The 23,270-nt window shown below is 71.1% G+C and carries 30 protein-coding genes and 1 riboswitch; of the genes, 19 read left to right on the top strand and 11 right to left on the bottom strand.

The window, feature by feature from the left end:
* Window positions 1-195 precede the first annotated feature (195 nt).
* Window positions 196-543, top strand: a complete 348-nt coding sequence (locus ABT130_RS30905; protein ID WP_350961258.1) for a hypothetical protein — start codon at window positions 196-198, stop codon at window positions 541-543.
* Here the strand turns inward: ABT130_RS30905 and ABT130_RS30900 are convergent.
* Together ABT130_RS30900 and ABT130_RS30895 are read right to left on the bottom strand one after the other, a co-directional pair.
* Window positions 492-1,940 carry an aldehyde dehydrogenase gene (locus tag ABT130_RS30900; RefSeq protein WP_350961256.1) on the bottom strand — a complete coding sequence of 483 codons (1,449 nt, stop codon included), beginning with the start codon at window positions 1,938-1,940 and terminating at the stop codon, window positions 492-494. The genes ABT130_RS30905 and ABT130_RS30900 overlap by 52 nt on opposite strands.
* Window positions 1,941-1,967: 27 nt before the next feature.
* Entirely contained in the window at window positions 1,968-2,996 is a 1,029-nt protein-coding gene (locus tag ABT130_RS30895) for an ABC transporter substrate-binding protein (protein WP_350961253.1), read from the bottom strand.
* A 104-nt stretch (window positions 2,997-3,100) separates the two neighbouring features.
* Between ABT130_RS30895 and ABT130_RS30890 the strand changes: the two genes are divergently transcribed.
* From ABT130_RS30890 to ABT130_RS30880, 3 genes are all read left to right on the top strand, one after another.
* Window positions 3,101-3,901 (top strand): SDR family NAD(P)-dependent oxidoreductase, encoded by an 801-nt coding sequence (locus ABT130_RS30890; protein WP_350961250.1) that lies wholly within the window; start codon window positions 3,101-3,103, stop codon window positions 3,899-3,901.
* Between the two features lie 182 nt (window positions 3,902-4,083).
* Window positions 4,084-4,377, top strand: a complete 294-nt coding sequence (locus tag ABT130_RS30885; protein ID WP_350961247.1) for a tyrosine-type recombinase/integrase — start codon at window positions 4,084-4,086, stop codon at window positions 4,375-4,377.
* 135 nt (window positions 4,378-4,512) lie between these two features.
* A complete protein-coding gene (locus ABT130_RS30880) occupies window positions 4,513-4,965 on the top strand; it encodes a hypothetical protein (protein ID WP_350961244.1) in 453 nt (150 codons plus the stop codon).
* 571 nt (window positions 4,966-5,536) lie between these two features.
* Here the strand turns inward: ABT130_RS30880 and ABT130_RS30875 are convergent.
* Window positions 5,537-6,376, bottom strand: a complete 840-nt coding sequence (locus ABT130_RS30875) for an aldo/keto reductase (RefSeq protein WP_350961242.1) — start codon at window positions 6,374-6,376, stop codon at window positions 5,537-5,539.
* Window positions 6,377-6,757: 381 nt separating this feature from the next.
* Here ABT130_RS30875 and ABT130_RS30870 point away from each other — a divergent pair, with 381 nt between their 5' ends.
* The 7 genes from ABT130_RS30870 (at window position 6,758) to ABT130_RS30840 (ending at window position 11,213) form a co-directional block, all read left to right on the top strand.
* Window positions 6,758-7,156 carry a hypothetical protein gene (locus ABT130_RS30870; RefSeq protein ID WP_350961239.1) on the top strand — a complete coding sequence of 133 codons (399 nt, stop codon included), beginning with the start codon at window positions 6,758-6,760 and terminating at the stop codon, window positions 7,154-7,156.
* A gap of 169 nt (window positions 7,157-7,325) precedes the next feature.
* Window positions 7,326-7,754 carry a hypothetical protein gene (locus ABT130_RS30865; protein WP_350961236.1) on the top strand — a complete coding sequence of 143 codons (429 nt, stop codon included), beginning with the start codon at window positions 7,326-7,328 and terminating at the stop codon, window positions 7,752-7,754.
* Between the two features lie 23 nt (window positions 7,755-7,777).
* Entirely contained in the window at window positions 7,778-8,455 is a 678-nt protein-coding gene (locus ABT130_RS30860) for an ArsR/SmtB family transcription factor (protein WP_350961235.1), read from the top strand.
* Window positions 8,452-9,492 carry a cysteine desulfurase family protein gene (locus tag ABT130_RS30855; protein ID WP_350961234.1) on the top strand — a complete coding sequence of 347 codons (1,041 nt, stop codon included), beginning with the start codon at window positions 8,452-8,454 and terminating at the stop codon, window positions 9,490-9,492. The genes ABT130_RS30860 and ABT130_RS30855 overlap by 4 nt, the downstream gene beginning before the upstream one ends.
* A complete protein-coding gene (locus ABT130_RS30850) occupies window positions 9,489-9,566 on the top strand; it encodes a PLP-dependent transferase (RefSeq protein ID WP_350961299.1) in 78 nt (25 codons plus the stop codon). Before ABT130_RS30855 ends, ABT130_RS30850 begins: the two co-directional genes overlap by 4 nt.
* A gap of 91 nt (window positions 9,567-9,657) precedes the next feature.
* A complete protein-coding gene (locus ABT130_RS30845) occupies window positions 9,658-10,920 on the top strand; it encodes an MFS transporter (protein WP_350961232.1) in 1,263 nt (420 codons plus the stop codon).
* On the top strand, window positions 10,917-11,213 hold the full coding sequence (locus ABT130_RS30840) for a sulfurtransferase TusA family protein (protein ID WP_350922264.1): 297 nt from the start codon (window positions 10,917-10,919) through the stop codon (window positions 11,211-11,213). The genes ABT130_RS30845 and ABT130_RS30840 overlap by 4 nt, the downstream gene beginning before the upstream one ends.
* An 88-nt stretch (window positions 11,214-11,301) precedes the next feature.
* On the opposite strand, the gene ABT130_RS30835 is transcribed toward ABT130_RS30840, so the two are convergent.
* A complete protein-coding gene (locus tag ABT130_RS30835) occupies window positions 11,302-11,652 on the bottom strand; it encodes a hypothetical protein (protein WP_350961230.1) in 351 nt (116 codons plus the stop codon).
* Between the two features lie 11 nt (window positions 11,653-11,663).
* On the opposite strand from ABT130_RS30835, the gene ABT130_RS30830 reads away from it, so the two are divergent.
* Together ABT130_RS30830 and ABT130_RS30825 are read left to right on the top strand one after the other, a co-directional pair.
* Window positions 11,664-11,912 carry a hypothetical protein gene (locus tag ABT130_RS30830; RefSeq protein ID WP_350961227.1) on the top strand — a complete coding sequence of 83 codons (249 nt, stop codon included), beginning with the start codon at window positions 11,664-11,666 and terminating at the stop codon, window positions 11,910-11,912.
* 11 nt (window positions 11,913-11,923) lie between these two features.
* Complete coding sequence (locus ABT130_RS30825; protein WP_350961224.1) at window positions 11,924-12,247, top strand: hypothetical protein; 324 nt, start codon at window positions 11,924-11,926, stop codon at window positions 12,245-12,247.
* Here ABT130_RS30825 and ABT130_RS30820 read toward each other — a convergent pair.
* From ABT130_RS30820 to ABT130_RS30790, 7 genes are all read right to left on the bottom strand, one after another.
* The gene (locus ABT130_RS30820; RefSeq protein WP_350961221.1) at window positions 12,237-13,805 is read right to left on the bottom strand and encodes an FAD-dependent monooxygenase; all 1,569 of its coding nucleotides are present in this window, start codon (window positions 13,803-13,805) and stop codon (window positions 12,237-12,239) included. The two genes, ABT130_RS30825 and ABT130_RS30820, sit on opposite strands and share 11 nt — an antisense overlap.
* A gap of 63 nt (window positions 13,806-13,868) precedes the next feature.
* A complete protein-coding gene (locus ABT130_RS30815; RefSeq protein ID WP_350961219.1) occupies window positions 13,869-14,657 on the bottom strand; it encodes a metal ABC transporter solute-binding protein, Zn/Mn family in 789 nt (262 codons plus the stop codon).
* Window positions 14,654-15,469, bottom strand: coding sequence for a metal ABC transporter permease (locus ABT130_RS30810; protein ID WP_350961216.1), 816 nt, complete (start codon window positions 15,467-15,469; stop codon window positions 14,654-14,656). Before ABT130_RS30810 ends, ABT130_RS30815 begins: the two co-directional genes overlap by 4 nt.
* Window positions 15,466-16,134: a metal ABC transporter ATP-binding protein gene (locus tag ABT130_RS30805; protein WP_350961213.1), complete on the bottom strand. Its 669-nt coding sequence runs from the start codon at window positions 16,132-16,134 to the stop codon at window positions 15,466-15,468. Before ABT130_RS30805 ends, ABT130_RS30810 begins: the two co-directional genes overlap by 4 nt.
* Before the next feature lie 120 nt (window positions 16,135-16,254).
* On the bottom strand, window positions 16,255-16,812 hold the full coding sequence (locus ABT130_RS30800; protein ID WP_350961210.1) for an MFS transporter: 558 nt from the start codon (window positions 16,810-16,812) through the stop codon (window positions 16,255-16,257).
* Between the two features lie 10 nt (window positions 16,813-16,822).
* On the bottom strand, window positions 16,823-17,443 hold the full coding sequence (locus ABT130_RS30795; RefSeq protein WP_350961208.1) for a copper resistance CopC family protein: 621 nt from the start codon (window positions 17,441-17,443) through the stop codon (window positions 16,823-16,825).
* A 133-nt stretch (window positions 17,444-17,576) separates the two neighbouring features.
* Window positions 17,577-18,134 (bottom strand): hypothetical protein, encoded by a 558-nt coding sequence (locus tag ABT130_RS30790; RefSeq protein ID WP_350961206.1) that lies wholly within the window; start codon window positions 18,132-18,134, stop codon window positions 17,577-17,579.
* A 291-nt stretch (window positions 18,135-18,425) separates the two neighbouring features.
* Window positions 18,426-18,612: riboswitch (cobalamin riboswitch) on the top strand.
* Window positions 18,613-18,880: 268 nt separating this feature from the next.
* On the opposite strand from ABT130_RS30790, the gene ABT130_RS30785 reads away from it, so the two are divergent.
* From ABT130_RS30785 to ABT130_RS30760, 6 genes are all read left to right on the top strand, one after another.
* The gene (locus ABT130_RS30785; protein WP_350961204.1) at window positions 18,881-19,414 is read left to right on the top strand and encodes a DUF7676 family protein; all 534 of its coding nucleotides are present in this window, start codon (window positions 18,881-18,883) and stop codon (window positions 19,412-19,414) included.
* Window positions 19,411-19,740 carry a (2Fe-2S) ferredoxin domain-containing protein gene (locus ABT130_RS30780; RefSeq protein WP_350961201.1) on the top strand — a complete coding sequence of 110 codons (330 nt, stop codon included), beginning with the start codon at window positions 19,411-19,413 and terminating at the stop codon, window positions 19,738-19,740. The genes ABT130_RS30785 and ABT130_RS30780 overlap by 4 nt, the downstream gene beginning before the upstream one ends.
* The gene (locus ABT130_RS30775) at window positions 19,737-20,741 is read left to right on the top strand and encodes an ABC transporter substrate-binding protein (protein WP_350961199.1); all 1,005 of its coding nucleotides are present in this window, start codon (window positions 19,737-19,739) and stop codon (window positions 20,739-20,741) included. Before ABT130_RS30780 ends, ABT130_RS30775 begins: the two co-directional genes overlap by 4 nt.
* A complete protein-coding gene (locus tag ABT130_RS30770) occupies window positions 20,738-21,814 on the top strand; it encodes a FecCD family ABC transporter permease (RefSeq protein ID WP_350961196.1) in 1,077 nt (358 codons plus the stop codon). Before ABT130_RS30775 ends, ABT130_RS30770 begins: the two co-directional genes overlap by 4 nt.
* Entirely contained in the window at window positions 21,811-22,605 is a 795-nt protein-coding gene (locus ABT130_RS30765) for an ABC transporter ATP-binding protein (RefSeq protein WP_350961193.1), read from the top strand. Before ABT130_RS30770 ends, ABT130_RS30765 begins: the two co-directional genes overlap by 4 nt.
* Window positions 22,602-23,270, top strand: a 669-nt coding sequence (locus ABT130_RS30760; protein ID WP_350961190.1) for an iron reductase, incomplete at its 3' end; no start/stop codon positions are given. The genes ABT130_RS30765 and ABT130_RS30760, both read left to right, overlap by 4 nt.

Here is a 23,270-nt window from a genome sequence, read left to right as displayed (position 1 = left end):
GATCAGAATGCGAAGCCATAGCGCTCCGCAGTCGTCTGGGATGCCGGTTTTCTCACGGGGCCGATGAACAGCCACGATGCGGTCCGGACTCTCCGTCGGATGATGGGAGCCGATCACTCACAGCTACTTTGCCCCTGGTGGCGCCGACCCGAGTGGAGGGCCGAATCCGAGGCCGCCGAGCTGTTGTGTGAGCAGGTGGCCAGTGCCGGCGACCTGGCCGGGGTGCTGGGCCGGACCCGGCGCGCCGCCCGCAACCTGGCCAACCTGGTGCTCGACGACGACGGCTCGGCGCACGCGGCCTGGCTGGCCGCCAACGCCGAGCGCAACGCGGTCAACGCCCCGCGCCGGGCGGCCCTGGTCGACCAGGCCCGTCGCCGTGCCCGGGAACTGCGCAGCCGCGGTCACCACGACGCCGCGCCCGCGTTCCTCGGATCCAGCGTGTCAGGGGAGAGGAAGGCCGGCCGGACCGTCGTCGGCCAGGCGCCGCGGCCTCACTGCTCGCCTCGGGCCCCGGCGACAGCGATGGACTGCGGTTCAAGGTAGAGGTCCATGGCCTCCGGTCCCGTCTCGCGACCCAGTCCCGACTGCCCGAACCCGCCGAACGGCGCCCTCGTCGCATGCGTCGCGCCGTTGACGCCGACCCGCCCCGCACGGATCCGCCGCGCGACGGCGTATGCGCGTGCTGCGTCAGCTCCCCACACGGTGGCGGAGAGCCCGTACGGGGTGTCGTTGGCGATGCTGACAGCTCGGGCGTCGTCGCCGTCGTAGGGGAGGATGCAGACGACCGGGCCGAAGATCTCCTCCCGGGCGATCCTCATCCCGTTGTGGACGTCGGCGAAGACGGTGGGTTCGTGGAACCAGCCCCGCGTCTGATGCCGGGGGAGTCCTCCACCGGCGACGACACGGGCACCCTCCGCACGTCCGATCGCGACATAGTGCTCGACCCGCTCGCGCTGCGCGGGCGTGGCGAGGGGACCGAGGTCGGTCGCCGGGTCGCGCGGATCGCCGACGGTGAGTGAGCGGACGTGGGTCGCGAAGGCGTCGACGAACGTCTCGTACCGAGAGCGGGGAACGAGGATCCGGGTCTGTGCGACGCAGGCCTGACCGGTGTTGAGGAACGCCAGCGGCGCGAGCCGGCGCACGGTGTCGTCCAGGGGGGCGTCGTCGAGCACGACCGCGGGTGACTTGCCGCCCAGCTCGAGGCTGACGCGCGCGATCCGCCCCGCGGCCGTGGCGAGGATCCGGCGGCCGACGTCGGAGCTGCCGGTGAAGGACACCTTGTCGACGTCAGGGTGCGCGACGAGCTGCTCCCCGACCTCGGCTCCACCCGGTATCACGTTGAACACCCCGGCAGGCAGCCCGGCCTTGTGGAGCGCCTCCGCGACGACGAACGCGTCCAGGGGCGTCTCCGGCGCGGGCTTGTGGACCACCGAGCAGCCGGCCGCCAGCGCGGGCGCGACCTTGAGCAGCATCGCGCGCTGGGGAGAGTTCCACGGGGTGATTGTGGCGACCACCCCGATGGGTTCCTGCACCACGACGCTCGTGCCGACCGGGTCGGAGCGGTGCTCCTCGGCCAGGTGGGTCAGCGCCAGCTCGGCGTAGTACGGCAGCAGGTCCTGCGCACTGCCCGCCTGTACCCCGTGGGCGAACCGGTGCACGGAGCCGTTCTGGGTGATCACGAGCTCGGTCAGGTCGTCCCGGACGTCCGCCACCAGGCTCGCCGCCGTGCGGAGGACCTCGGCCCGCTCGGTCGGTGTGCGGTCGCGCCAGCGACGGTCCTCGAACGAGGTGCGTGCGGCACGGACGGCGTGGTCGATGTCGGCTGGCCCGGCGACCGGACCGTGGCCGACCACGGTTCCGGTGCTGGGGTCCACGACGGGAACGGTGATGGCGGCGGCGGTCGGGCGTCCGTCGACGAACAACTCGGTACGGTCGAGCATGCGACCCTTTCGCGTCGGGCGGCGCGGTCAGACGCGCGCAGCCTGGATGATCTGGTTGTCGAGGAGCTGCTCGGTCGGGATGTTGGTCTGGTAGCTGAGCGTGCCGAGCCTGCGGAAGTAGGTCTGGGTCTGCTGAGGCACGGAGGGGTTGAAGGGCAGCCCTAGTGCGAACCCGGGTGGTGGACAGCTGCGAATGACGTCAGCCGGGATCGAGGTGTTCTCCGAGACGATTCGGACGATCTCCGGATCGTCGAAGTAGTTGCCCTGTAGGTCCTTCACGGCACGGTTGAGCGCCCGCAGGAGCCCGACACCGGCGTCGCGGTTGTCGACGGTGAGGCCCGGCCCGACCGCGATCATGTTGCCCATTCCGAGTTCGCCGCCCTTGTCCATTCCGGGCAGGACCACCAGCCGGCCCTCGGTGAGGACCTGGGCCAGCACCGGGTAGAAGGCGAGCGCGGCGTCGACCTGACCGTTGGTCAGCGCGATCGGGGCGTCCGCCGCCGCCATCTCGACGACCTCGATGTCCTCGACCCGGACCGACGCGGTGCTCAGCATGCGATCGAACTGCCAGGCCGACGAGGTCGCACTACCACCAGGAAGTGCGATCTTCTTGCCGCGCAGGTCCGCGACCGCGGTGATCGGACCGTCTTTGCGGACCACGACCTGGATCTGGGGCCTGCCGTCGGCGGAGATCCCGCCGTTGGGTCCGAGCAGCTTCACGTCGAGCCCGCGGGACAGCCCGTTGAAGAACGCCGCGGAGAGGGTGCCGAAGTAGCCGTGGATCTGCCCCGACGCCGCCAGCGGCTGCGCGTCGGTCCCCAGCAGGTTCACCAGCTCGACATCCAGTCCCTCCTCGCGCAGATAGCCCTTGCCCTTGGCGACGTAGATGTGTGCCGAGGTCAGTGAAACCGGTGCGCCCATCCGGAGTTGGGTGAGGCTCCCGCTCGAGACGGCCGGTTCCGAGGGCGATGAGCAGGCCGTCGCGGCCCCGAGCATGGCGGTGCTCAGGAGGAACGTGCGCCGGCTGACAGTGGGGGTGAGCGTCGCTGATCGCATGAGCGGAAGGTAACCGACCTTCTGCAATTCTGTCTACGTAAACGTTGAAAAAATGGGTGCGGCCAGCCTACTCTCTGGTGGGTCGACGACAGAGGGAGACGGAGATGCAGGATCTGCAGGGTCGGGTCGCGGTGGTCACCGGGGCGGGGTCGGGACTGGGCCGGGCCATCGCGCTGCGTCTGGGCCGGGAGGGAATGCGGGTGGTGGCAGCTGACCTGGACGGCGCCAGTGCCGAGGACACCGCGGCACAGCTTGCCGACTCCGGGGTCGAGGCACTCCCGGTCGCCGCCGACATGGCCTCGGTCGCCGCGGTCGAAGGGCTCGCGGACGCGGCCTTCGCGCGGTTCGGGAGAGTCCATCTGCTGTGTAACAACGCCGGTGTGGATGGATACCGCGGTGGGCCCATCTGGGCGGCGGCGCCCGCCGACTGGGAGCGCACGCTGGGGATCAACCTCTACGGGGTGGTCAACGGGGTGCGTACGTTCCTGCCGCGCATGCTCGACGACGAGGACGGGGGATGGCTCGTGACGACCGGCTCGCTCGGGGGCCTGGTGTCCGCCGCGAGCATGTACGGCGTCTCGAAGCACGCGGTCGTCGCCTACATGGAGGCGGTCGACGCGGCGTTGCGCGCGCGGGAGTCCTCGATCCGGACGCTCGTGCTGCTGCCGGGCCCGATCTCGACGGCGTTCGGAGAGCGTGCGCTCGCGGCCGACGCCTCCGCTGTGGCGCGCTCCGAGCGGGAGGCGATCCGCGATCTCGTGGCCTCCGGGAGCGATCCCGCTGTTATCGCCGACGCCCTGCTGGAGGGGCTCCGCAGCGGCGCGGGGTACGTGGTCGCGGGTGGTGATCTCGACGGGTTCCGGGAACGGGTCGCCACCGTCGAGAAGGCGCTCCAGGTTCCCTGAGCGCCGGGGCTGGGCGTGCGTCAACGGATTCTTCGCGAGAGTGCACAGGGCCCCCTGTGCACTCTCGCGATCGTGAACACTCGTGCGTCGTCTGATGCACCGCCACCGCCCGGCTCCTGCCCCGCCTGCTGGCCGGACGCCGGGCCGGACCGGTCTTCCTCACCGATCGCCGCACCCGGGTCGTGTTGCCGCCTGGCGACCTTGCCCCCGACTCCGGGCGGGCCCGGCTGTCCGGCCGCAGAGCCGCCGAACTGTTCGAGCGGACGACCACCGACTGCCCCGGCGGGCCCTGGACACTCCACCGGCTTCGCCACTCCGCTCTCACCCACGCCGCGGAGGAAGACGTCAACACCAGCAAACTCTTGGCCTACTCCGGCCACACCTCGGTCGCCTCGCTGGCCCGCTACGCCCGCGTCTCCCCTGAGACCCTGGCCCGTTGGCAGGACAACCGGGACCCGGCGACGCGACGCCGGTAACACCCACAACGCCGCAGCCTCCAGCTCCAGGCCAAGGTCATATCCGCCCGATTTTCCGCGAGTACTACGGCGACCCCCGGTTTCGTCGCCCACCGCGGCGCAGACCTTCGCGCGACGCAACCCTGGTGGTGCGCGATGAGCAAGATCCTGCCGGGCCCGGCCTGCCCGGTGTGTGCGAATCCGATCACCCCGGCCCGGACCGGCCGCCCGGCCCGCTACTGCTCCACCCCGTGCCGCCAGGCCGCGCACCGGGCCCGGCGCCGCGCCGAGGCCACCCTGCAGCAGGCCGCCTGGCAGCGTCGCCAGCTGGCGCGTGACATCGAGCGCCTGGCCGTGGTGGCCGCCGAACTGGTCGAGGCCGAGCACCGCCTGGTCGACGTCGACCAGGCCAACGGTGAGACCTCCATAGATCCGGCGACCGGGTGGGAGGCGCATCTGGCCGAGCTGGCCACCAACGTCTCCCGCCTGGCCTCCACCATCGCCGGCACCGCCCGGGGCCACGCCGCCAACGCCGCGGACTACCGCCAGGCCGCAGCGGTGACCGGTCGGGTTCGGGTCCTGCCGAGATATGGCCAGAAACGGCCATGAGCCGATGGTGTTCGTAATCTCGGAAGCGGACCGGAGCCTCTCCGAGGCCGGGGAAGGCGGAATCTCGGAAGTCCGGCCGCGAGCTGCCTTCGGCCCAGGTCACCGCCTTCAAGATCCGCCCATGGCCGGTATTACCCGTATCTCGGCCGGACCTGGGGTTCAGCGGCACGGCTAGGACGGTCGGGCCGTCCCGGCCGTCTGCCAGGACGTAAGACGTCCCTGTCGGGCGGGAGTGGGACGACACCGAGCTTTGGCGCTGCTGAACACCCTCGTTGGGTAGACGCTGAACAAGTAGGCGGCGGGGGGTGGACAACGCGACGACGGAACCCGCCCGCCGCCCCCCATCGGAGACGGCGACCGTCTTGGCCCGCGATGGAATCGTGCCAATGGAATCCGGTTATCGGTGACGGGGACGCGCGAATTCCAGCAGGCCATCCAGGTCCACCCGCGTGTTGGTGGCGATCGTAGGACCCAATTCGGTGTCAGCCTTTCACGATGACGAGCGCGTCTTGGTCAGACGGTGACGGAAGCGAGCAGCCTCAAGGGGTGTCGCCGACTGCCCGCACCCGGTTCAGGGCAGGTAGGCGAAGGTGTCCGGGTGCGGGCCCACGCGGCCCTCGGCACCCCTGTCGAGGGCATCGATCGCCTTGACCTCGTCGGCGGAGAGCTCGAAGTCGAAGAGCTGGAAGTTCTCCTGCATGCGCTGTCGGCGCATCGACTTGGGAAAGACGATGTCACCTCGCTGAATATGCCACCGCAGGATGATCTGCGCACTGGTCCTGCCCCGCTGGGCGGCAATGCCGGCGATCACCTCGTCGTCGAGCACGTTGCCCTGCCCCAGCGGCCCCCAGGCCTCGACCGCGATACCGTGCCGGGCGGAGGCGGCGCGGGCTTCCTCGTTGCGGAAGTAGGGGTGCACCTCGATCTGGTTGACGGCCGGAACGACCCCCGTCTCGCCGATGATCCGCTCCAGGTGATCCGGCTGGAAGTTCGACACCCCGGCCGTGCGCAGTCGGCCGTCGGCGACCAGGCCTGATACAGCCTTCCAAGTGGAGACGTAGTCGCCGTCGTACAGGGTGGGCAGCGGCCAGTGGATCAGGAACAGGTCCAGCTGCTCCAGGCCGAGCTTGGCCAGCGTCTCGTCGAAGGAACGGCGCACGTTATCGGGGCGGTGGTCGCCGGTGTTGAGCTTGCTGGTGACGTACAGCTCCTCCCGCGCGATGCCGGAGGCGGCAATGGCCGCTCCGACACCCTCCTCATTACCGTACATCTGCGCGGTGTCGATGTGCCGGTAGCCGATCTGCAGCGCCTGATCGACGATCTCGGCGGTCTGCTCGGGCGGAACGAGATAGGTGCCGAACCCGAGCTGCGGGATCTGGGTCTGGTCGTTGAGCGTGATCGTAGGAACCATGATCCCACCGTAACCACATAACGGCAGGTCCAGAGGATTCCTGACAGTACCCCTCACCTGGTGTCGGCGGTGGCCGCCCGGTCATGGCCTGGAGGCGTGGACAATCGAGCAGAGATCCGCGCGTTCCTATATCGGGGGATCGTCCACGGTGACCGGCGAGGGGATTGAGCCGGACACCCTTGGGAGAAAGTCCGGGTGCGATGGCGCGTGTCCTGGATGAAGACGAGCTGGTCGGCAACTGGACCCTGCTCGATGATGGGGATTGCGTCTTTGACGCTTACTTGGTCTGTCCCCCTGGATCCCCCCAGAGTTCATGCGAACTGAAGGTGCTTCAGGCTGAACTGAGAGGTCTTCACGCACCATGGATGGTTTCAGCCCTGAATGCGCGGGATCTTGTTCTTCTGCGGTCGTGGTGAGCAGCTCGCGGGCGGAGTCGGCGTAACGGATGGCGGTCTTGGTGTCGAGGCCAAAGACCGAGGCGAGGTGGAGCAGGTCGCCGCCGCAGGCGAGGGCTTCTTCGAGGATCCGGTCTATGCGCAGTCGTTCCAGGGTGGCGGCCTGCCTGTGGAGGATGAGCGAGGCGCTCTGGCCGCTGGCTGGCGCCGTGGTCGTAGCTGTTATGTGATTGACGAGCAGGTGCGGGTTGGCGGTGTCAGGCCAGCGGGCGGCGCGGTGGCAGAGCCAGTCGAGGAGCAGCCGGTGGGTGAGGTCGTCGAGCAGGCGGGCTCGTCCGGCGATGATGATGCGGCGGCTGCCGAGGTCGACGTCGTCCAGGCGTAGTGCGAGCATGTCGGCCGCGCGGGCGGCATGGACTCCGGCGAGCGCGACCATGACTCGGGCCGCGGGGGTCCTGGTGGCCTGGACGGACTCGTCGATGTCGTTGGAGAGCAGTGGCTGCAGGACGCCGTACTGGTGCAGGCCGACTTTGAGGCCGCGGGTGGGATCTTACGTGCTCATCGGTGTGACCCGGCGTGGCCGGCGCCCGCAGCCGCAGCCCGCCCAGGTCGACCTCGTCACCGCCGGCCAGGCCCCGATGCGGGAAGGCCTGGTGCCCGTCGGCGGAGACCAGCACGGCTGTGCCGAACTCGTGGCCGAGTTGCACGGCACCGGACAGGAAATCGGCGTGCAGGTGCGTGTCGGCAGCGTACGCAACCGTCAGGCCGCGCCGCCGCGCGGCGGAGTGCAGGGCGCGCAGGTCGCGGCCGGCGTCCACGGCCAAGCCACGGCCATCGCCCAGGTCAACGAGGTAGGCGCTGTTGCCCAGTCCTTCGTCCACCAGCGGTATCAGCTGCTCGTCGGCAACTCCCACGGGTCCTCCCAATCCGGTGCCAGAGGTGGTGGGACGGTATGCCGTCACCTCCACCTTCATCTACAGTAATCCATGGATTAATGGAGGATGTAGTGGCGGAGACCACCACAGCACAAGCCAAGGCGCAGCTGTATGAGGCGTTCGCGGCCAGCGGCAAGGCGCTGGCCAGCGGAAAGCGCCTGGAGTTGCTCGACCTGCTCGCCCAGGGAGAGCGCACCGTCGAGGCCCTGGCCAAGGCGGCGGGGCTGAACCTGACCACAGCCTCGGCCCATCTGCAGACGCTCAAGCAGGCGGGGTTCGTCGCCAGCCGCCGCGACGGCGTGCGCATCCACTACCGGCTCGCCGGAGACGACGTCGCCCAGCTGTTCGCGCTGCTGCGTAAGGTCGCCGAGAACCACCAGGCCGCCGTCCCCGCGGCGCGGGACGCCTACCTCGGCCAGGGCGGCGCGGCGGAGATCACCCGCCAGGAGCTGCACGCCCGGGTGGAAGCCGGGGAGGTGGTGATGCTGGACGTGCGGCCGGTGGAGGAGTACCTGGCCGGTCACATTCCCGGCGCCGTCTCCATCCCGGTCACCGAGCTGGCCGAGCGGATCAACGAACTGCCCACCGGTACCGAGATCGTCGTGTACTGCCGCGGTGAGTACTGTGTCATGGCCTACGACGCGGTGCGGCTGCTGACCGACCGCGGACTTCGGGCGATCCGCCTGAGCGACGGCATGCTCGAATGGCGCCTGGCCGACATGCCCATCGACGCGGGAGGCCTGGCGTGACCGGCGACCTTGCAGCGCATCCGGGCCTGGCCGGCGGGCCGGTCTACCTGGACTACAACGCCACTACCCCCGTCGACCCGCGCGTGGCCGAGGCGATGGCGCCACACCTGAGAGACCTGTTCGGTAATCCCTCCAGCAGCCACCCCTACAGTGCCGCGCCGAGGATGGCCCTGGCGGCCGCCCGAGGCCAGGTCGCCGCCCTGATCGGCGCCCGCCCGCACGAGATCGTCTTCACTGCCTCCGGTTCGGAGGCCGACCTGCTCGCCGTGCGCGGCGCGGCCATCGCTTCCGGTCGCCCGCGCCCGCACGTGATCACCCAGGTCACCGAGCACCCGGCCGTGCTTCAGACCTGCCGCGCTCTGGAGCGCCTGCACGGCGCCCGCGTGACGATGCTGCCGGTCGACGGCGAGGGGTTGGTGGACCCGGCCGCGCTGGACGCCGCGCTGACCGAGCAGACGGTGCTGGTGTCAGTGATGGCCGCCAACAACGAAACCGGGGCCGTGCAGGCTATCGCCGGCCTGGCCGCCCTGGCCCATCAGTACGGGGCGCTGTTCCATTGCGACGCCGCCCAGGCCACCGGGAAGATCGATGTCGACGTCCAGGCGCTGGGCGTGGATCTGCTCACTGTGGTGGGGCACAAGATGTACGCCCCCAAGGGCGCGGCCGCGCTGTACGTGCGCGACGGCGTGCACCTGGAGCCCGTCGTCTACGGCGGCGGCCAGGAGCGCGGGCTGCGGGCCGGCACCGAAAACGTCGCCCTGGCCGTCGCCCTCGGCACCGCCGCCCAGCTCGCCGCCGACGAACTCGCCGACGGCGCCGCCGCCCAGCTCGCGGCACTGCGCGACGACCTTCACGAGAGACTGGCGGCCGGGCTGCCCGGCCGCGTGCATCTCAACGGACCCGACAAGCGGCGGCTGCCGAACACACTGAACATCAGCATCGACGGCGCCCTCGGACACGAACTCCTGGCCGCGGCGCCCCAGATCGCGGCCTCGACCCGACGGAGCGCGTCCGGCGCGGCATCGCCGACAGCATGATCCGCCTGTCCGTCGGACTGGAGGACGCCGACGACCTCATCGCCGACCTCGCCCAGGCCCTCGACGCCTCCTGACCCCGAAACCACCGCAGTCCGGCGGGCGCGCCCACTCTCCGGGGCGGTCCGGGCCCGCCGGAATCCGGCCTCTCAGCGAAAGAACCACCCTGTGACCAGCACCACCCCAGCCGCCACCACGACATCCCCGCACCCGCAGGCACAGCGCCACATCCTGACCGTCCTGGTCATCTCCCAGGTCCTCAGCGGCGCCGGCCTGGCCGCCGGCATCACCGTCGGCGCTCTGCTCGCCCAGGACATGCTCGGCTCCACCGGCCTGGCCGGCGTGCCCAGCGCCCTGTTCACCGCCGGCTCCGCCCTCGCTGCCGTCGCCGTCGGCCGCATCTCCCACACTCGCGGCCGCCGCCCCGGCCTGGCCGCCGGATACCTCACCGGAGCCATCGGCAGCGCCGGCATCATCGCCGCCGCCGTCACTGACAATCCCGTCCTGCTGTTCATCTCCCTGTTCGTCTACGGCGCCGGCTCCGCCACCAACCTCCAGGCTCGCTACGCCGGAGCGGACCTGGCCACCCCGGCCCACCGCGGCCGCGCCGTCTCCACCGTCCTGGTCGCCACCACCCTCGGCGGCGTCGTCGGCCCCAACCTCGCCTCTCCCACCGGCGACCTCGCCCACGCCCTGGGCATCCCGCACCTGGCCGGCCCTTTCCTGCTGGCCGGCGCCTCCTACGCGCTGGCCGCCCTCGTGCTGGCCATCTGGCTGCGCCCTGACCCCCTCCTGCTCGCTCGCATCCTCCACACCCAACAGACGGCCGGCACGGACACCGCAACTGCGGGCAGTCAGCCGCAGAAGGCGACCCAGGGACGTGGCCCGGGCGTGCCGCTGGGCGCGCTGATCATGATCCTGACCCAGCTGGTCATGGTCGCGATCATGACGATGACGCCCGTCCACATGCACGACCACGGCCACGGCACCGCCGCCTCCGGCCTCGTCATCGCCATCCACATCGCCGCGATGTACCTGCCGTCGCCGCTGACCGGCTGGCTTGTCGACCGCTACGGCCGCCTCAAGGTCGCCGCCGCCTCCGGTATCACCCTCCTGGCCGCCGGCATCGTCGCCGCCGCCGCACCCGGCGACTCCGTCGCTCTGCTGGCCCTCGCCCTCGCCCTGCTCGGCCTGGGCTGGAACTTCGGCCTCGTCTCCGGCACCGCGATCATCACCGACGCCGTGCCCTTGGCCAGCCGCGCCACGACCCAAGGCATGGTCGACGTGTCGATCGCCATCGCAGGTGCCACCGGCGGCCTGGCCTCCGGAATCGTCGTCGCCGCCGCCAGCTACCCCCTGCTCGCCCTGGCCGGTGGCATCCTCGCCCTTGCCGTCCTGCCCGCCATCGCCGCCACCGCCAACAGCCGATGAACCACCACCCGCCCCTCACTGATCCCGACCTGACCATCGACGGCACCGGCCTGCTGTGCGTCACCCTCCTGCGGCGCCTGCGCGCCGCCATCGACGGCGCCAAGCCCGGCACCATCGTGCACGTCATCGCCACCGACCCCGCCGCACCCCTCGACCTGCCCGCCTGGTGCCACATCACCGGGCACGACTACCTCGGGCCCGTCCCAAGCGAGCGGCCGGTGTACGCGCTCAGAATCGCCGCCGGTGCACGCCCCACCCAACCGGGCAAACCCTGGCACACGCAGCAGGAATGAATCCGGCTCCTGGCACCGCGCACTCAAGCCCAACATCATTGCTTGGCGCGGGCCAGGCACGCCCGGTTCCGGCTGTTTCGTGCCCAGGTCACAGGCCCGGTGCGCTGCGGACATCGGCGGAAGGGCCGGCGGGGATGCCGTCGAGTTCCAGATGCCGGTTCATGTCGAGCTCGAAGCGTCCGTACAGGTTCAGATGGGTCCAGAACAGGGCCGACAGGACCCTCCGGTCGACCGGGGTGAGCCGTTTTTGCCAGGCGGCATCGCGCGGCTGTTCGCGATCCTCGTCGAGCTCATGGGGTACGGGCCGGGCTGGGTGCTGGTGGCCGCCGAGTTCGCCGCCGCTGCCGCCGTCGCGGCACCGCTGCGGTTCCGGGCCGGAGCGCGCCGATGATCTGGGCGCAGAAAGCGCTGGTGGAGCTTTTAGTTCGGGCAGGGACAACCGAAACCGAAGTGGCCGGGCGGTGGCCGCTACACGCAGATCCCGGCTCCGGCCGTTGGACGACCACCGCCCGCGGGTCATGGACCGGTGGTTTCTGGGCGGGCCTGCTCTGGCTGCGGGCGATCATGAGCGGTGGTCCCGCCGACCGGGCCGCCGCGACCGGCCGCACCGCGCTGCTCGGCCCCTGGATCGAGGCCGACACCGCGACCCGGGGCCTGATCTTCTGGTACGGCACCACGTTCGGCGTCATCCCCGGGTAGCCGCTCGGTTCGTGGCGACCTCGCCCGCCGTCCCCCTGGCACGTCCCGGCGGACCACCCGATACCTCGGCCGCCGCGATCGAGGCCGTGGCCGCTCTCAAGCTGGCCGCGCGAGCCTCCGCGACCTGCCCGCAGACAGCGGCCCGGCTGCGGGAGCGGGCCACCGCCGTGCTGCGCGAACTGGTTACGGCGCACCTGCGTGACGGCCGCCTCCTGAACGGGTGCTACGACATCGACCACGGCGTGGCCACCCGCCACGAACTGGTGTGGGGCGACTTCTTCCTGGCCGTGGGTCTGGCGACCCTCACCGGAGTGATCAGCCCCTTCACCTGCTGAGTACCGTGGCCAGCGCCCGGGCGACGGCCTGTTCCGGACGATCCGGCAGCCAGGGGCATCGCCAGGCGACGTGGTCGTCGGGACGGACGAGGACGGCGCCGTCGGCCTCGATCCCACAGGCGGTGGCGATGTCCGCGTCGCCCACATGCACCAGCAGGGGTACGCCCTGGGGCACCGACTCTCGCCAGGGGGCTCCGCCCGGCCCGGTGAGCAGGGTGAAGCCGGTGCCGACGAGGTCGAGCGTGGAGATCTCGAGCCCCTCAGGGCGCGTCCACAGGTGGGGAAGACGATGTCCCGGGCGGGCCGAGGGCCGGTAGGCGCAGACCGGATCCGGTAGGTCGGGAGGCGGTGTGCCGTCGGGGACCACCGCCGCGCCGGGGCCGTCGTAGGCATAGCCCAAGACGAGTCCGTCGCTGGGGCGCGAGCGGGGCTGGGGCCCGTCCACGCCCGGGATGACGGCGGTGGATTCCAGCGTCGCGAGCAGGCTGCGACGGCTCTGGGTGACGGTGTCGGCCCCGACGGGGCGCCGCTCGGCCTCGTAGGAGTCGAGCAGTTCGGGCCCCGCCCAGCCCTGCAGGACGGCGGCGAGTTTCCAGGCAAGGTTGTCGGCGTCCTGGATGCCGCAGTTCATCCCGAATCCGCCGTAGGGAGTCATGGGATGTGCTGCGTCTCCGGCCAGGAACACCCGGCCTGCCCGGTAACGGTCGGCCAGTAACGCGGCGGCGGTCCACTCCTGTGTCGCGATCACGTCGATGTCGAGATCCGGTACGGCCGCCGCCTCGTGGATCAGATCAGCGCAGTCGCGGGGGGTCAGGTCGTCGACCGCGCGGCGCGCGGGGTCGTGGACGAGGTTGAACAGCCACCGGCGCCGGTTGTCCACCGTCATGAACGTGCCGGTCAGTGCGGGATTGACGATGGTGTAGATCAGGCTGAGCCGGTCGGCGACGTGTGGGCGCAGGTCGGCTTCGAACAGGATGTTGAGATTGCGGCTCAGGGCGGGGTCGCCGGACATGGCGATGCCAAGCTCGCGTCGTACGAAACTGCCGGCGCCGTCGGCGGCGATGACATAGGCGGTACGGAGGGTCGATGTCTGTCCGTCGGCGTCGCGCAGCCACGCGGTCACCCCCCGCTCATCCTGCTCCAACGCGATCAGTTCCTGGCCGAAGTGCACCCAGCCGGGGCCGAGCGACTCGGCGTGCTCACGCAGCAGCGGCTCCAGCACGTCTTGGGAGCAGACCGCGGTGAAGGCAGGGCTGAAGGCCGCCCGCGCCGGGTCGGGCAGGTTGCTGTTACGGATGTGATCGGCGCAAGTCAGGGAGGTGCCGAAGAAGAAGTGCAGGCTCTCCTCGCGGGGCACTCCGGCCGCCAGCACGGCCTCCTCCAGGCCGTAGCGGCGCAGCACCTCCATGGTGCGGATGCTGAGCGCCCGCCCCTTGGGGAAGGCCGAGGTGGCCGCATGCCGCTCGACGAGCAGCGAGGGCACACCGAACCCGGACAGCGCGATCGACGCGCACAGGCCGACCGGTCCGCCGCCGACGATGAGCACGGGAACGTCCACGTGCCTCCTTCCAAAAAAAAGGGGTGGTGGGGCGGCTCGTACGGAACCGCCCCGCACGATCGGTCAGCCCAGGGCCGCGGTCAGCGCGTCGGCGTTGGCCCGGTACATGGCGAGCAGATCCAGCCCCTGGTCGGGGAAGTTGTTGATGACCACACGCTTGGCCTCGACACCCGCAAGGGCGTCCCCGCCGGGCATGGCGGAGTTGTCGAGCACCAATTGGGGCTTCTTGCCGGCCGGCTCGGAGATCTGGCCGGCGGTGGGCGGCTGCGGGCCGAACACCCCGGCGGGCTGGGCGCCGGCCAGGTCGGCGGCCCAGGCCACGAACGCCTGCGAGACGATCACCGGCGCGGTGCCCTTGGTGGCAGCGGTGACCTTCTCCTTCAACGCGGTGTACTCGGTGTCGAAGGCCGCGGTCCACGCCTCGGCGGCCTGAGCGGTGCCGAACTCACCGCCCAGGCGCCGCACCTCGGCCTTGACCTTGTCGGGGGCGTTGTCCAGGGAGACCTCGATCAGCTTGGCCTTGGACCCGGCGGCCTCCTTGAGCTTGCCGGCGAAGCCCTCGAAGGCGGCGTACAGCACCATGTCGGCCTCGGCCACTTTCGCCAAATCCGACGACTTGGGGTCGTAGTCGGCGGCGTGGTGCACGCCGGGTGGGACGATCACCGTGATGTCGGTCGCGCCCGCGGCCTTGGCGAACCCCGCCTCCCAGGTGGAGGCGGCGACCATCTTCAAGCCGCCGGGCGAGGCGGAGGGAGCGGCCGAGGAGGCATCTTCGGTGTTTCCGCAGGCGGCCATGGTCAGAGCGGCGACGGCCGCCAGGGTGGCGAGACGGAATCGGCGCAAGATGATCATTTCGTGAGGATCCTTTCCGGGATCGAATAGAGAAGGACGGTGCAGATCCCGCCGACCAGCACCAGCACCGGGCCTGGTGGGAAGTCGAAGAGCAAGGCGAGGCAGAAGCCGCCCAGGTTGAAAGCCAGCCCGAAGGCGACCGACCAGCCGACCATGGCCGACAACGACCGACCGACCCGGCGCGCGGCCAGGGCGGGCAGCAGGGTGAGCGCGTCGACCAGCAACGCCCCGGTCAGCCGGATGGCCGAGGCGATCGCCACCGCGATCACCACCAGCAGGACGAGCGTGAGCCGCTCCACGGCCACTCCCGAGCAGACGGCCAGCTCACGGTCGTGCAGCAGCAGGGCCAGGTCCTTCCTGCGCAACCCGTACAGCAGCGGGACGAGCGCGGCCAGGACGGCGAGCGCGGCCACGTCGCCGGGGCGGGTCGCCAGGATCGACCCCCACAGCAGCTCGAACGCCCCGTTGGCGTTCACCCCGGAGATCGACAGCACCAGCAGCGCCGCCGCGATGGCCAGCGTCATCAGCAGGCCCATCGCCCCCGGCAACCCCGCGCTGCTGCGGGCCAGCGGCGTGAGCGCGCCGCCGGTCAGCCCGCACAGCACCAGCGCGCACAGCAGCGGGTCCAGGCCACTCAGCAGGCCGATCGCGATGCCCAGCAGCGCGACGTGCATCATCGCGAAACGAACCGGCATGATGTCCAGCCCCACGATGAACACCCCGACGATCGGCAGCGCCACCGAACCGAGCAGCAGCGCCACCAGGGCCAGCCGGACCGAGGGAATCTCCAGCAGCGTCCAGATCGAGTTCACCGGACCTCCCGCAGCCGCCCGGCGGCCATCTCGGCCACCCGCCCGCACGCCTGGGCGACCACCCGGTCATGGGTGACCACCACCACGCTCACCGCCAGCCCGGCCAGCACGCCGGCGACCTGCTCCTGACCGGCGAAGTCCAGGGCCGCGGTCGGCTCGTCGGCCAGCACCAGTCCCGCCCCGGCCGCGACCTGTCCCAGCGCCCGCGCCAGATAGGCGCGCTGCAGCTGGCCACCCGACAGGGTGGCGAGCGGGCGCTCCAGCAGGGCGGCCACCCCCAGGTCCTCGGCCGCGGCGAACGCCCGCTCGGCGTGTCCGCCGCTGGCCAGCAGCTCGCGCACCAGCAGCGGGAAGCGTCCGGCCGCTTGGCGCTGCGGGATCCAGGCGACCTCGGAGCGGCGGCGGGCCCAGTCGGCCGGCGTGCGCGCCCGCCGTCCCGAGACCTCGATCACCCCGGAGACCTCGCGATGCAGTCCGAGCAGCGCGCGCAGCAGCGTGCTCTTGCCCGAGCCGTTGGTGCCGATGATGGCCAGATGCTCGCCGGGGGCGAGCGCCAGGTCGACGGCGTCCACCGCGAGGAGTCTGCCGTGCCGGCAGCTCACGGCGGACAGGCGTAGACCGGCGGCGCTCGCCGGGGAATCGGAGAGGGGAACGGGGACGGGCATGGGCGTACTCCGGTTGGGGGGTAGGGGCACGGCGGCAGCCGGGCGGACCGGGTCCGCCCGGGAGGGCATCGTGAGGAGACGGGACCGCCTGTGGGGGTCAGCCCGTGAAGGGGGAGCGGCTCAGCCGCGGATCGGCAGTGGCGGGGCCCGCCCGCTGAGCGCGTACCGCAGTAACGCGGATCGCAGCAGCGGCGGGGCGGGGGAGCTCGTGAGCCATGGACGGGCGGGTGCGGCCGTCTGGCCGCACCGGACCCTCAGCAGCCGGCACAGCCGGACGGCGAGGCGGCGCAGCACCGCCCAGAGCGCGGCCTCGCCACGAGCCAGCCACCGCGCGGCCAGCGCTCCCGCCCAGCCGTGCGTCACCACCATGCCCAGCCCGGGGACCAACCCCGAATGCGCGTGCCCGCCGGCCTCGGCCAGCGGCGCGATGAGGTGAACCGTGGAGAAGAGCAGGTGCAGCGCCACCTGCGTTCCTGCCAGCAACGGCCAGATCACGCCCAGGCCGCGCTCGCCGCCGGTCGCGGGCAGCGCCGCCAGGAACGCCAGCGTCAAGGCGCACGCCGCCGCCGGTGCGGAGACGACGCCCCCGCCGGACACGTGTGCGAGCACGCCGAGCCCCAGGCACACCACGGCGAAGGCCGCGGCGCGGGCGAGACGTAACGTCAGGTGCGCGGGCATGGCCGGCGGATCACTCCGCGCCGCCGGGACGGCCTCGGCGAGAGGCCTGCAACCAGATGCCCGCGCCGATGGCCACGATCGCGGCGAGTGCGACCCAGATCCAGCCCGGCAGGCTCCCGGCGTTCTCCTGCTCGCCGGTGGCGGAAGCGGGGCCAGGCGAAACGGGCTGCGCGACCACCGGTGCGGACGCTGAAGCCGTCGGCTCCGGCACCGGTGTGGTCGCGACGGTCGATGCGGCCTTCGCGGGCGGTGTCGCCGGGGCGGTCACGGTGAAGGGAGTCTCCCCCTCGATCGGGTGGCCGTCGGAGGAGACCACCCGCCAGGCGATCACATAGTCACCCGGGGCCAGGGGCGCCGGAACATCGGAGGTGACCGTGTCACCTGCGGCCTTCGCTTTGCCGATGTCGATGATCGTGTCGCTCGCCGTGCGCAGCGCGACCGCCGGGAAGCGGACCTGAGAGCTGAACTCCAGCTTGATCCGTTCGACGGCGGAGACCTTGGCATCCTTGGCGGGAGAGCTGCTCTTGAGGCGGTCGTGGGCGAGCGCGGCGGGTGCGCCGAGCAGGACGAATATGGCGCAACACAGGGCGGTGACAACGGTCGTGCGGACGGATCGTGGCAGGGACGCCATCGTGGACTCCAGGAGGAACCTCCGGCCGTGCCCTCGGCACGGACCGGCGAAACGGAAGGAACGCCTCCAGTGAAAAAAGGAGGGCGTCTGGTCACGGGGGCACGCCACCCTCCGGACCCTTCCTTCAGGTCCTTCAGCCGGCGTGTCGCGGTACGGGCGGGCCGCGCCGCCGCAGCACCGGCAGGATTTCCCAGCCGCCGTACGGCCGGACATCGGCGGCCGGAACGGCCCGCCACACCGGCGGCGCCACCTCGGCGGGGATGGCGAACAACAGCCGGATCAGCGGCCTCGGCCCGCCGTACAGGCGGATCATCAGCCACAGGGCGCTCTCGCCGCGGTGCAGCCACCATCCGGTGCCCAGCGCCACTGCGAGATGGATCACCGTCATGCCCAGGCCGGAATGGCCGTGCTCAGCGGAGAACATCGCCTGCGGTGCGGGCGCGGCGCGATTGAACAGCTCATGCAGCAGGATCTGCGCGCCGGTGGTCGCGCCGAGCACGACCTCCACACCGCGCTCGCGCCCGTTGAGCGCGTACGCCACGCAAAAGGCGATCAGTGCGCCCAGAACGGCCAGGTGCGGCGGGATCAGGCCGCCCCCGGCCAGCGCGTGGCCGCCCGCGGAGACCACGAGGCACATCGTCGCGAAGACGATGGCTCGTGGCACGCGCAGCGCCGACGCCGTAGGGGTCACAAAGGACATCCTGTCAGCCGGGTGACTCGCCGAGAAGACCGGGACAGCGGATCACGCCTCAGGCCGTCGCGGCCGGGTGCGTGAATCTCATACCCGGGCATACGTGGGAACGGCTCCCGCCGTTCACCCGAAACGCGGGACGGTCATGCGAAGAGCGCCTCGTGTTCCACGGCGGCCGTGCGTGTGGAGCCGGATCGCGTGCCGCCCCGGGACCGCACGCACGGTACGCGCGGCGGTCCCGGACGCCGTTGCAACGATCATTGAACGAGCCGGTCGAGGTCTTGTCGTTAATGGTGGTTGTGCGAACATGGTCGGCGTAGGCGACGGCGGAACGAGGAAACCGGTGTGAATCCGGTGCGGTCCCGCCACTGTGATCGGCGAGTGAATCCCGAACAGGCCACTGCCCGCGTGCGGGTGGGAAGGCCGGGAGGAGCATCGACCCGAGAGCCAGGAGACTCACGCTGTCGCCTCCTCACGAAATGGGGCGGATCTCCCCAAGAGAGGACGGTGGCCGTCATGCGGTTCTCCCGCTATGGGGCCCTTCAGCCTGCCCGTCGTGCAGGACTCTCCTGGTGATCCGGCCTCTCGCCCGTCGCGGCAGCCGTCGAGGAACGGTGACCGCGGCCAGTTTCCAGGAGACCACCCATGGGCATCCTCCGCCCGATCACCGGCGTGCTGCTCGCTGTCCTGCTCACCGCCACCGCCTGTGGCGCCCACGAGCAGTGGACGAAAGCCGTAGGAGAGCGATGAGCCACACCGTCGTCGAGGAACACCGGACCACCCTGCACCTGTGGGCGCTGCCCACCGACGAGCAGACCCTGCTGGCCCTGGTCACCGGCATCTTCGAAAAACACTGGGAGCACATCTGGTTCGGCGTGATCGTCCAAGGCGCCGCCTGGGAGGTCGCCGCGCCCAACGCACCCGAGCGGATCAGCCTGTACGACGGCTATGTCACCGTCGACTTCGGCCGCTGGTGTATCGGCGAGCACACCGCGAGCGGTCCCGAACTCGGGCGGATCCGCCGCTGCGCCCGCGCCGAGCTGTATCGCTCCATCGGCGCCGACGGCAGCCCCGTCTCCTGGGGCCTGCGGATGTTCAACGGCCAAGGCGACCAGCTGATGACGGTGCTGCTGCCCAACCCCTTCCTCACCGACCGCCAGCAGATCCTCGACCCGCCCGACTATGAGCGCCTGGCCACCTGGGACGAACTGCGCGCCACCTACCTCGGCCTCGGACCCGACCCGCTGGATCGCACCGGAAAGGGATTCAAGCACGCATGAGCAGGCTCACCGTCTGCCGGGACTGCTGCTGCGGTAGCACCCGCAAGATCCCCGCCCTCGACCATGACGAGCAGCTTCGCCGCCTGTCGGAGATCGCCGATGTCCACGTCAGCGACTGCCTGGACGTGTGCGAGCAGGCCAACGTGATCGTCGTGCGGCCCTCACCCGCCGGACGCGCCGCAGGCGGGCGGCCGGTATGGCTCGGCCTGGTCAACCACCTCGACGTCGCCGAGGACATCGCCGCTTGGATCCAGGCCGGAGGCCCCGGCCTCGCGCCGATTCCCGACATCCTCACCCTGCACCTCTTCACAAGGACCCGTTCATGACGAGCCGACGCTCACTCCCACTCCTGCTCCTCCTCGTCTCCGCGCTCCTGGTGGCCGGTTGCGGAGCCGGCGAGCAGACCGCCGGCCCCACGGGCGCCACGAATCCGGCGGCGAGCTCGGCCGCCGCAGGGTTCCCCCTCACCGTGACCAACTGTGGTGTGACGACCACCTTCCAGAAGCCGCCGCAGCGGGCGGTGACACTCAACCAGCATGTCACCGAGATCATGCTCGCCCTCGGGCTGGAGAAGTCGATGGTCGGGACCGCTTTTCTCGATGACGAGATCTCTCCCGCCTACGAGAGCGCCTACCGGGGGATCACGGTGCTCGCCAAGGAGTACCCCTCCTACGAGGCGTTGCTGTCGGCCGAGCCCGACTTCGTCTACGGCGGATTCAACAGTGCCTTCGCCGAGAAGGAGGGGCGCGGCCGGGCCGTCTTGGCCAAGGCCGGGATCGACTCCCATGTCAACATCGAAGCATGCCCGACCGGCCCGGTGACCATGACCCAGGTCGAGGAGGAGATCCGGACGATCGGCACGATCTTCGGGGTGGCCGACCGCGCCGAACGGCAGGTCGCCGCGATGCGCGGCGTGCTGGACGGCGTCAAGGCCAGGATCGACGGGGCCGAGCCGGTCAAGGTGTTCGTCTACGACAGCGGCGACAAGACCGCCTTCACCGCGGGCGGCGCCGGAATCGGTAACGAGATGATCAAACTGGCGGGTGGGACGAACCTGTTCGCCGACCTTCCCAAGTCCTTCGGAGATGTCTCCTTCGAGCAGGTCGCCGAGCGTGCGCCCGACGTGATCGTCATCTACGACTACGGTGACGAGCCCGTGGAGGGCAAGAAGAAGTTCCTGCTCGCCAACCCGGCACTCAAGGACGTGCCCGCGATCAGGAACCAGCGGTTCGCGGTGCTACCGCTGTCGTCCACGGTGCTGGGCGTGCGGATGCCCTCCGGCGTGGAGTCACTGGCCCGCCAGATCCACCCGGACCGCTTCGCGTGACCAAGATCGCCCCGTCCAGGCCGCCGGCACCCGTGGTCGTCGGCGGCCGCGGGCGCGTGCCGTACACGCTGGTCCTGGCGGTGCTCGCCGTCGCCGTGGTGGCGGCCGCCACGGCCGGGATCGCGGTCGGTTCGGTGCGTCTGCCGTTCGGCGAGGTGTGGGCCATCATGCTGCACCGGCTGTATGCGCCTCTGGTCGAGCCCACCTGGGCGCCGGTCAGGGAGACGATCGTGATGGACGTCCGCCTGCCCCGGATCCTGCTGTGCGGCGTGGTGGGGGCGGGGTTGTCGGTGTGCGGGATGGCCCTGCAGGCGCTGGTGCGCAATCCGCTGGCCGATCCGATGCTGCTCGGGGTGTCCTCGGGCGCGACGGTCGGCGCGGTCGTCGTCATGGTGTTCAACGTCTCGCTGCTGGGGGCGTTCTCGCTGCCGCTGGCCGCTTTCGCTGGTGCCTTTGCGGCGCTGGTGCTGGTCTACTTCCTGGCCCGCTCCGGAGGGCGGATGACGACGGTGCGGCTGGTGCTGTCCGGGGTCGCCACGGCCGAGGTCCTCTCGGCGGTGGCCAGCTACCTCATCGTCACCTCCAACGACCCGCACAAGGCCGATTCGGCGCTGCGCTGGATGCTGGGCGGCCTGGCCGGCACCACCTGGGACCTTGTCTGGATCCCCGCGGCGGCGGTGCTGCTCGGCACCGGCGTGCTGCTGAGTCTTGGCCGCCCGCTCAACCTGCTGCTGGCCGGGGAGGAGGCCGCCGCGGCCCTGGGGCTGAACGTGCACCGCTTCCGGGGCGCACTGTTCGTCCTGGTCGCCCTGATGATCGGCGCGATCGTCGCGGTCAGCGGTTCCATCGGGTTCGTGGGGCTGATGCTGCCGCACGTGGTGCGCCTGCTGGTCGGCGCCGACCATCGGCGCGCGCTGCCGGCTGTCGCCCTGCTGGGCGCGGCCTTCCTCATCGCCGCCGACCTCGCCGCCCGCAGTGTGATCGCCCCGGAGGAGATTCCGGTCGGCATCCTGACCGCCCTGACCGGAGGGCCTTTCTTCCTGTGGCTCATGCGGCGGAGGGCGGCCCGGTGATCCCGGCGGACAGGCCCGCGGCTCTGCGCCTGGAGGGCGTCGGCGTCGTCGTCGGCGGCAAGGTCCTGGTGCGGGAGGTGTCCTTGGACGTCGCCCCGGGTGAGGTCGTCGCGCTTGTCGGCCCCAACGGCGCGGGCAAGTCCACCCTGTTGCGCACCCTCTACCGGGCACTGCGCCCCACGTCGGGACAGGTGCGGCTGGACGGCGAAGACGTCTGGCGGATGACCGGCAGGCGGCTGGCCCGGCGGTTGGCGGCCGTCCTGCAGGAGGCGCCCGGCGAGTTCGAGCTGACCGTGTACGACGTGGTGGCGATGGGCCGTACCCCCTACAAGCGGGCGTTCCAGGGCGACGACGCCGACGACCGGGCCATCGTCACGGGCGCGCTGCAGGAGTTGGACGTCGCCGATCTCGCCCAGGCTCCGTTCGACCGGCTGTCCGGCGGCGAGAAGCAGCGCGTCCTCATCGCCCGCGCGCTGGCGCAACAAGCCGGGACGATGGTGCTGGACGAGCCGACCAACCACCTCGACCTGCGCCACCAACTGGACGCCCTGCGGCTGGTGCGGCGGCTCGGCGTGACCGCCGTCGTCGCGCTGCACGACCTCAACCTGGCTGCGGCGTTCTGCGATCGGATCTGCGTCATGGCCTCCGGCCGTCTGGTCGCGGCGGGCCCGCCTGCCCAGGTGCTCACCACGGCACTGCTGGCCGAGGTCTACCGGGTCGAGGCCGAGGTCACCCTGCACCCCCGCAGCGGCGTCCCGCAGATCAGCGTGCTTGCGGGAGACCTGACATGACCCGCCTGCGGCCCGCTCGGCCCGAAGCCGTCGCCACCGCACTGGTCGACCTCGCCGGCCTGGACCCTTTCGTCACCCTCGCCGTCGGCGAGGGTGACGGCGCCTGGCGGCCCGTTGCAGACGCCTACGCGGATGGGTTCGCCCATCTGGTGGCCGACCGGGTGACCCGGTACGGCACGCCCGAGCACCGCATCGCCGCGTCCGTCGTCCAGCTCGGCCACGCCGCCCGGCTGTGGTCTGTCGTGTTGGGCTGCGTCGTCGCGCACGGTATCGTCCCCGACCTCGGAGACCTCCACCAGCAGGTGGACGGGCCCGACCTACGGCTGCCCGCGGCCCGCGGCTGGTACGCACCCGAGGGCGAGGACCGCGTCCAGGTCCTCCACCGCTTGGTCATGGACGAGCATCTGGCCGCACTGGCCGCCGGGCTGCGCGTCAAGGTCGCCCCGGGACTGCTGCGTGGTAACGCGGGCTCCGCCCTGGCCGAGGCGGCGCGCACCCTCCTGCGGGCCCGCCCCGCCCTGCGCGGGCCCCTCACCCACCTCGCCGGCCGGCTGCTCGACAGCGCGGCGCCATCGAGCGGTCTGTGGCCAGGCGGTGAAACGCGAACGGCCAGTTGCGCATGTAGGCCGCCTCCTCGTCGCGGAACGCCTGGAGGCTGCTCTCCT

Origin of the sequence: Streptosporangium sp. NPDC001681, from assembly GCF_040298085.1 — a bacterium.
Classification (GTDB): Bacteria; Actinomycetota; Actinomycetes; order Streptosporangiales; family Streptosporangiaceae; genus Streptosporangium.
This window is presented reverse-complemented; position numbering and strand designations above follow the sequence as displayed.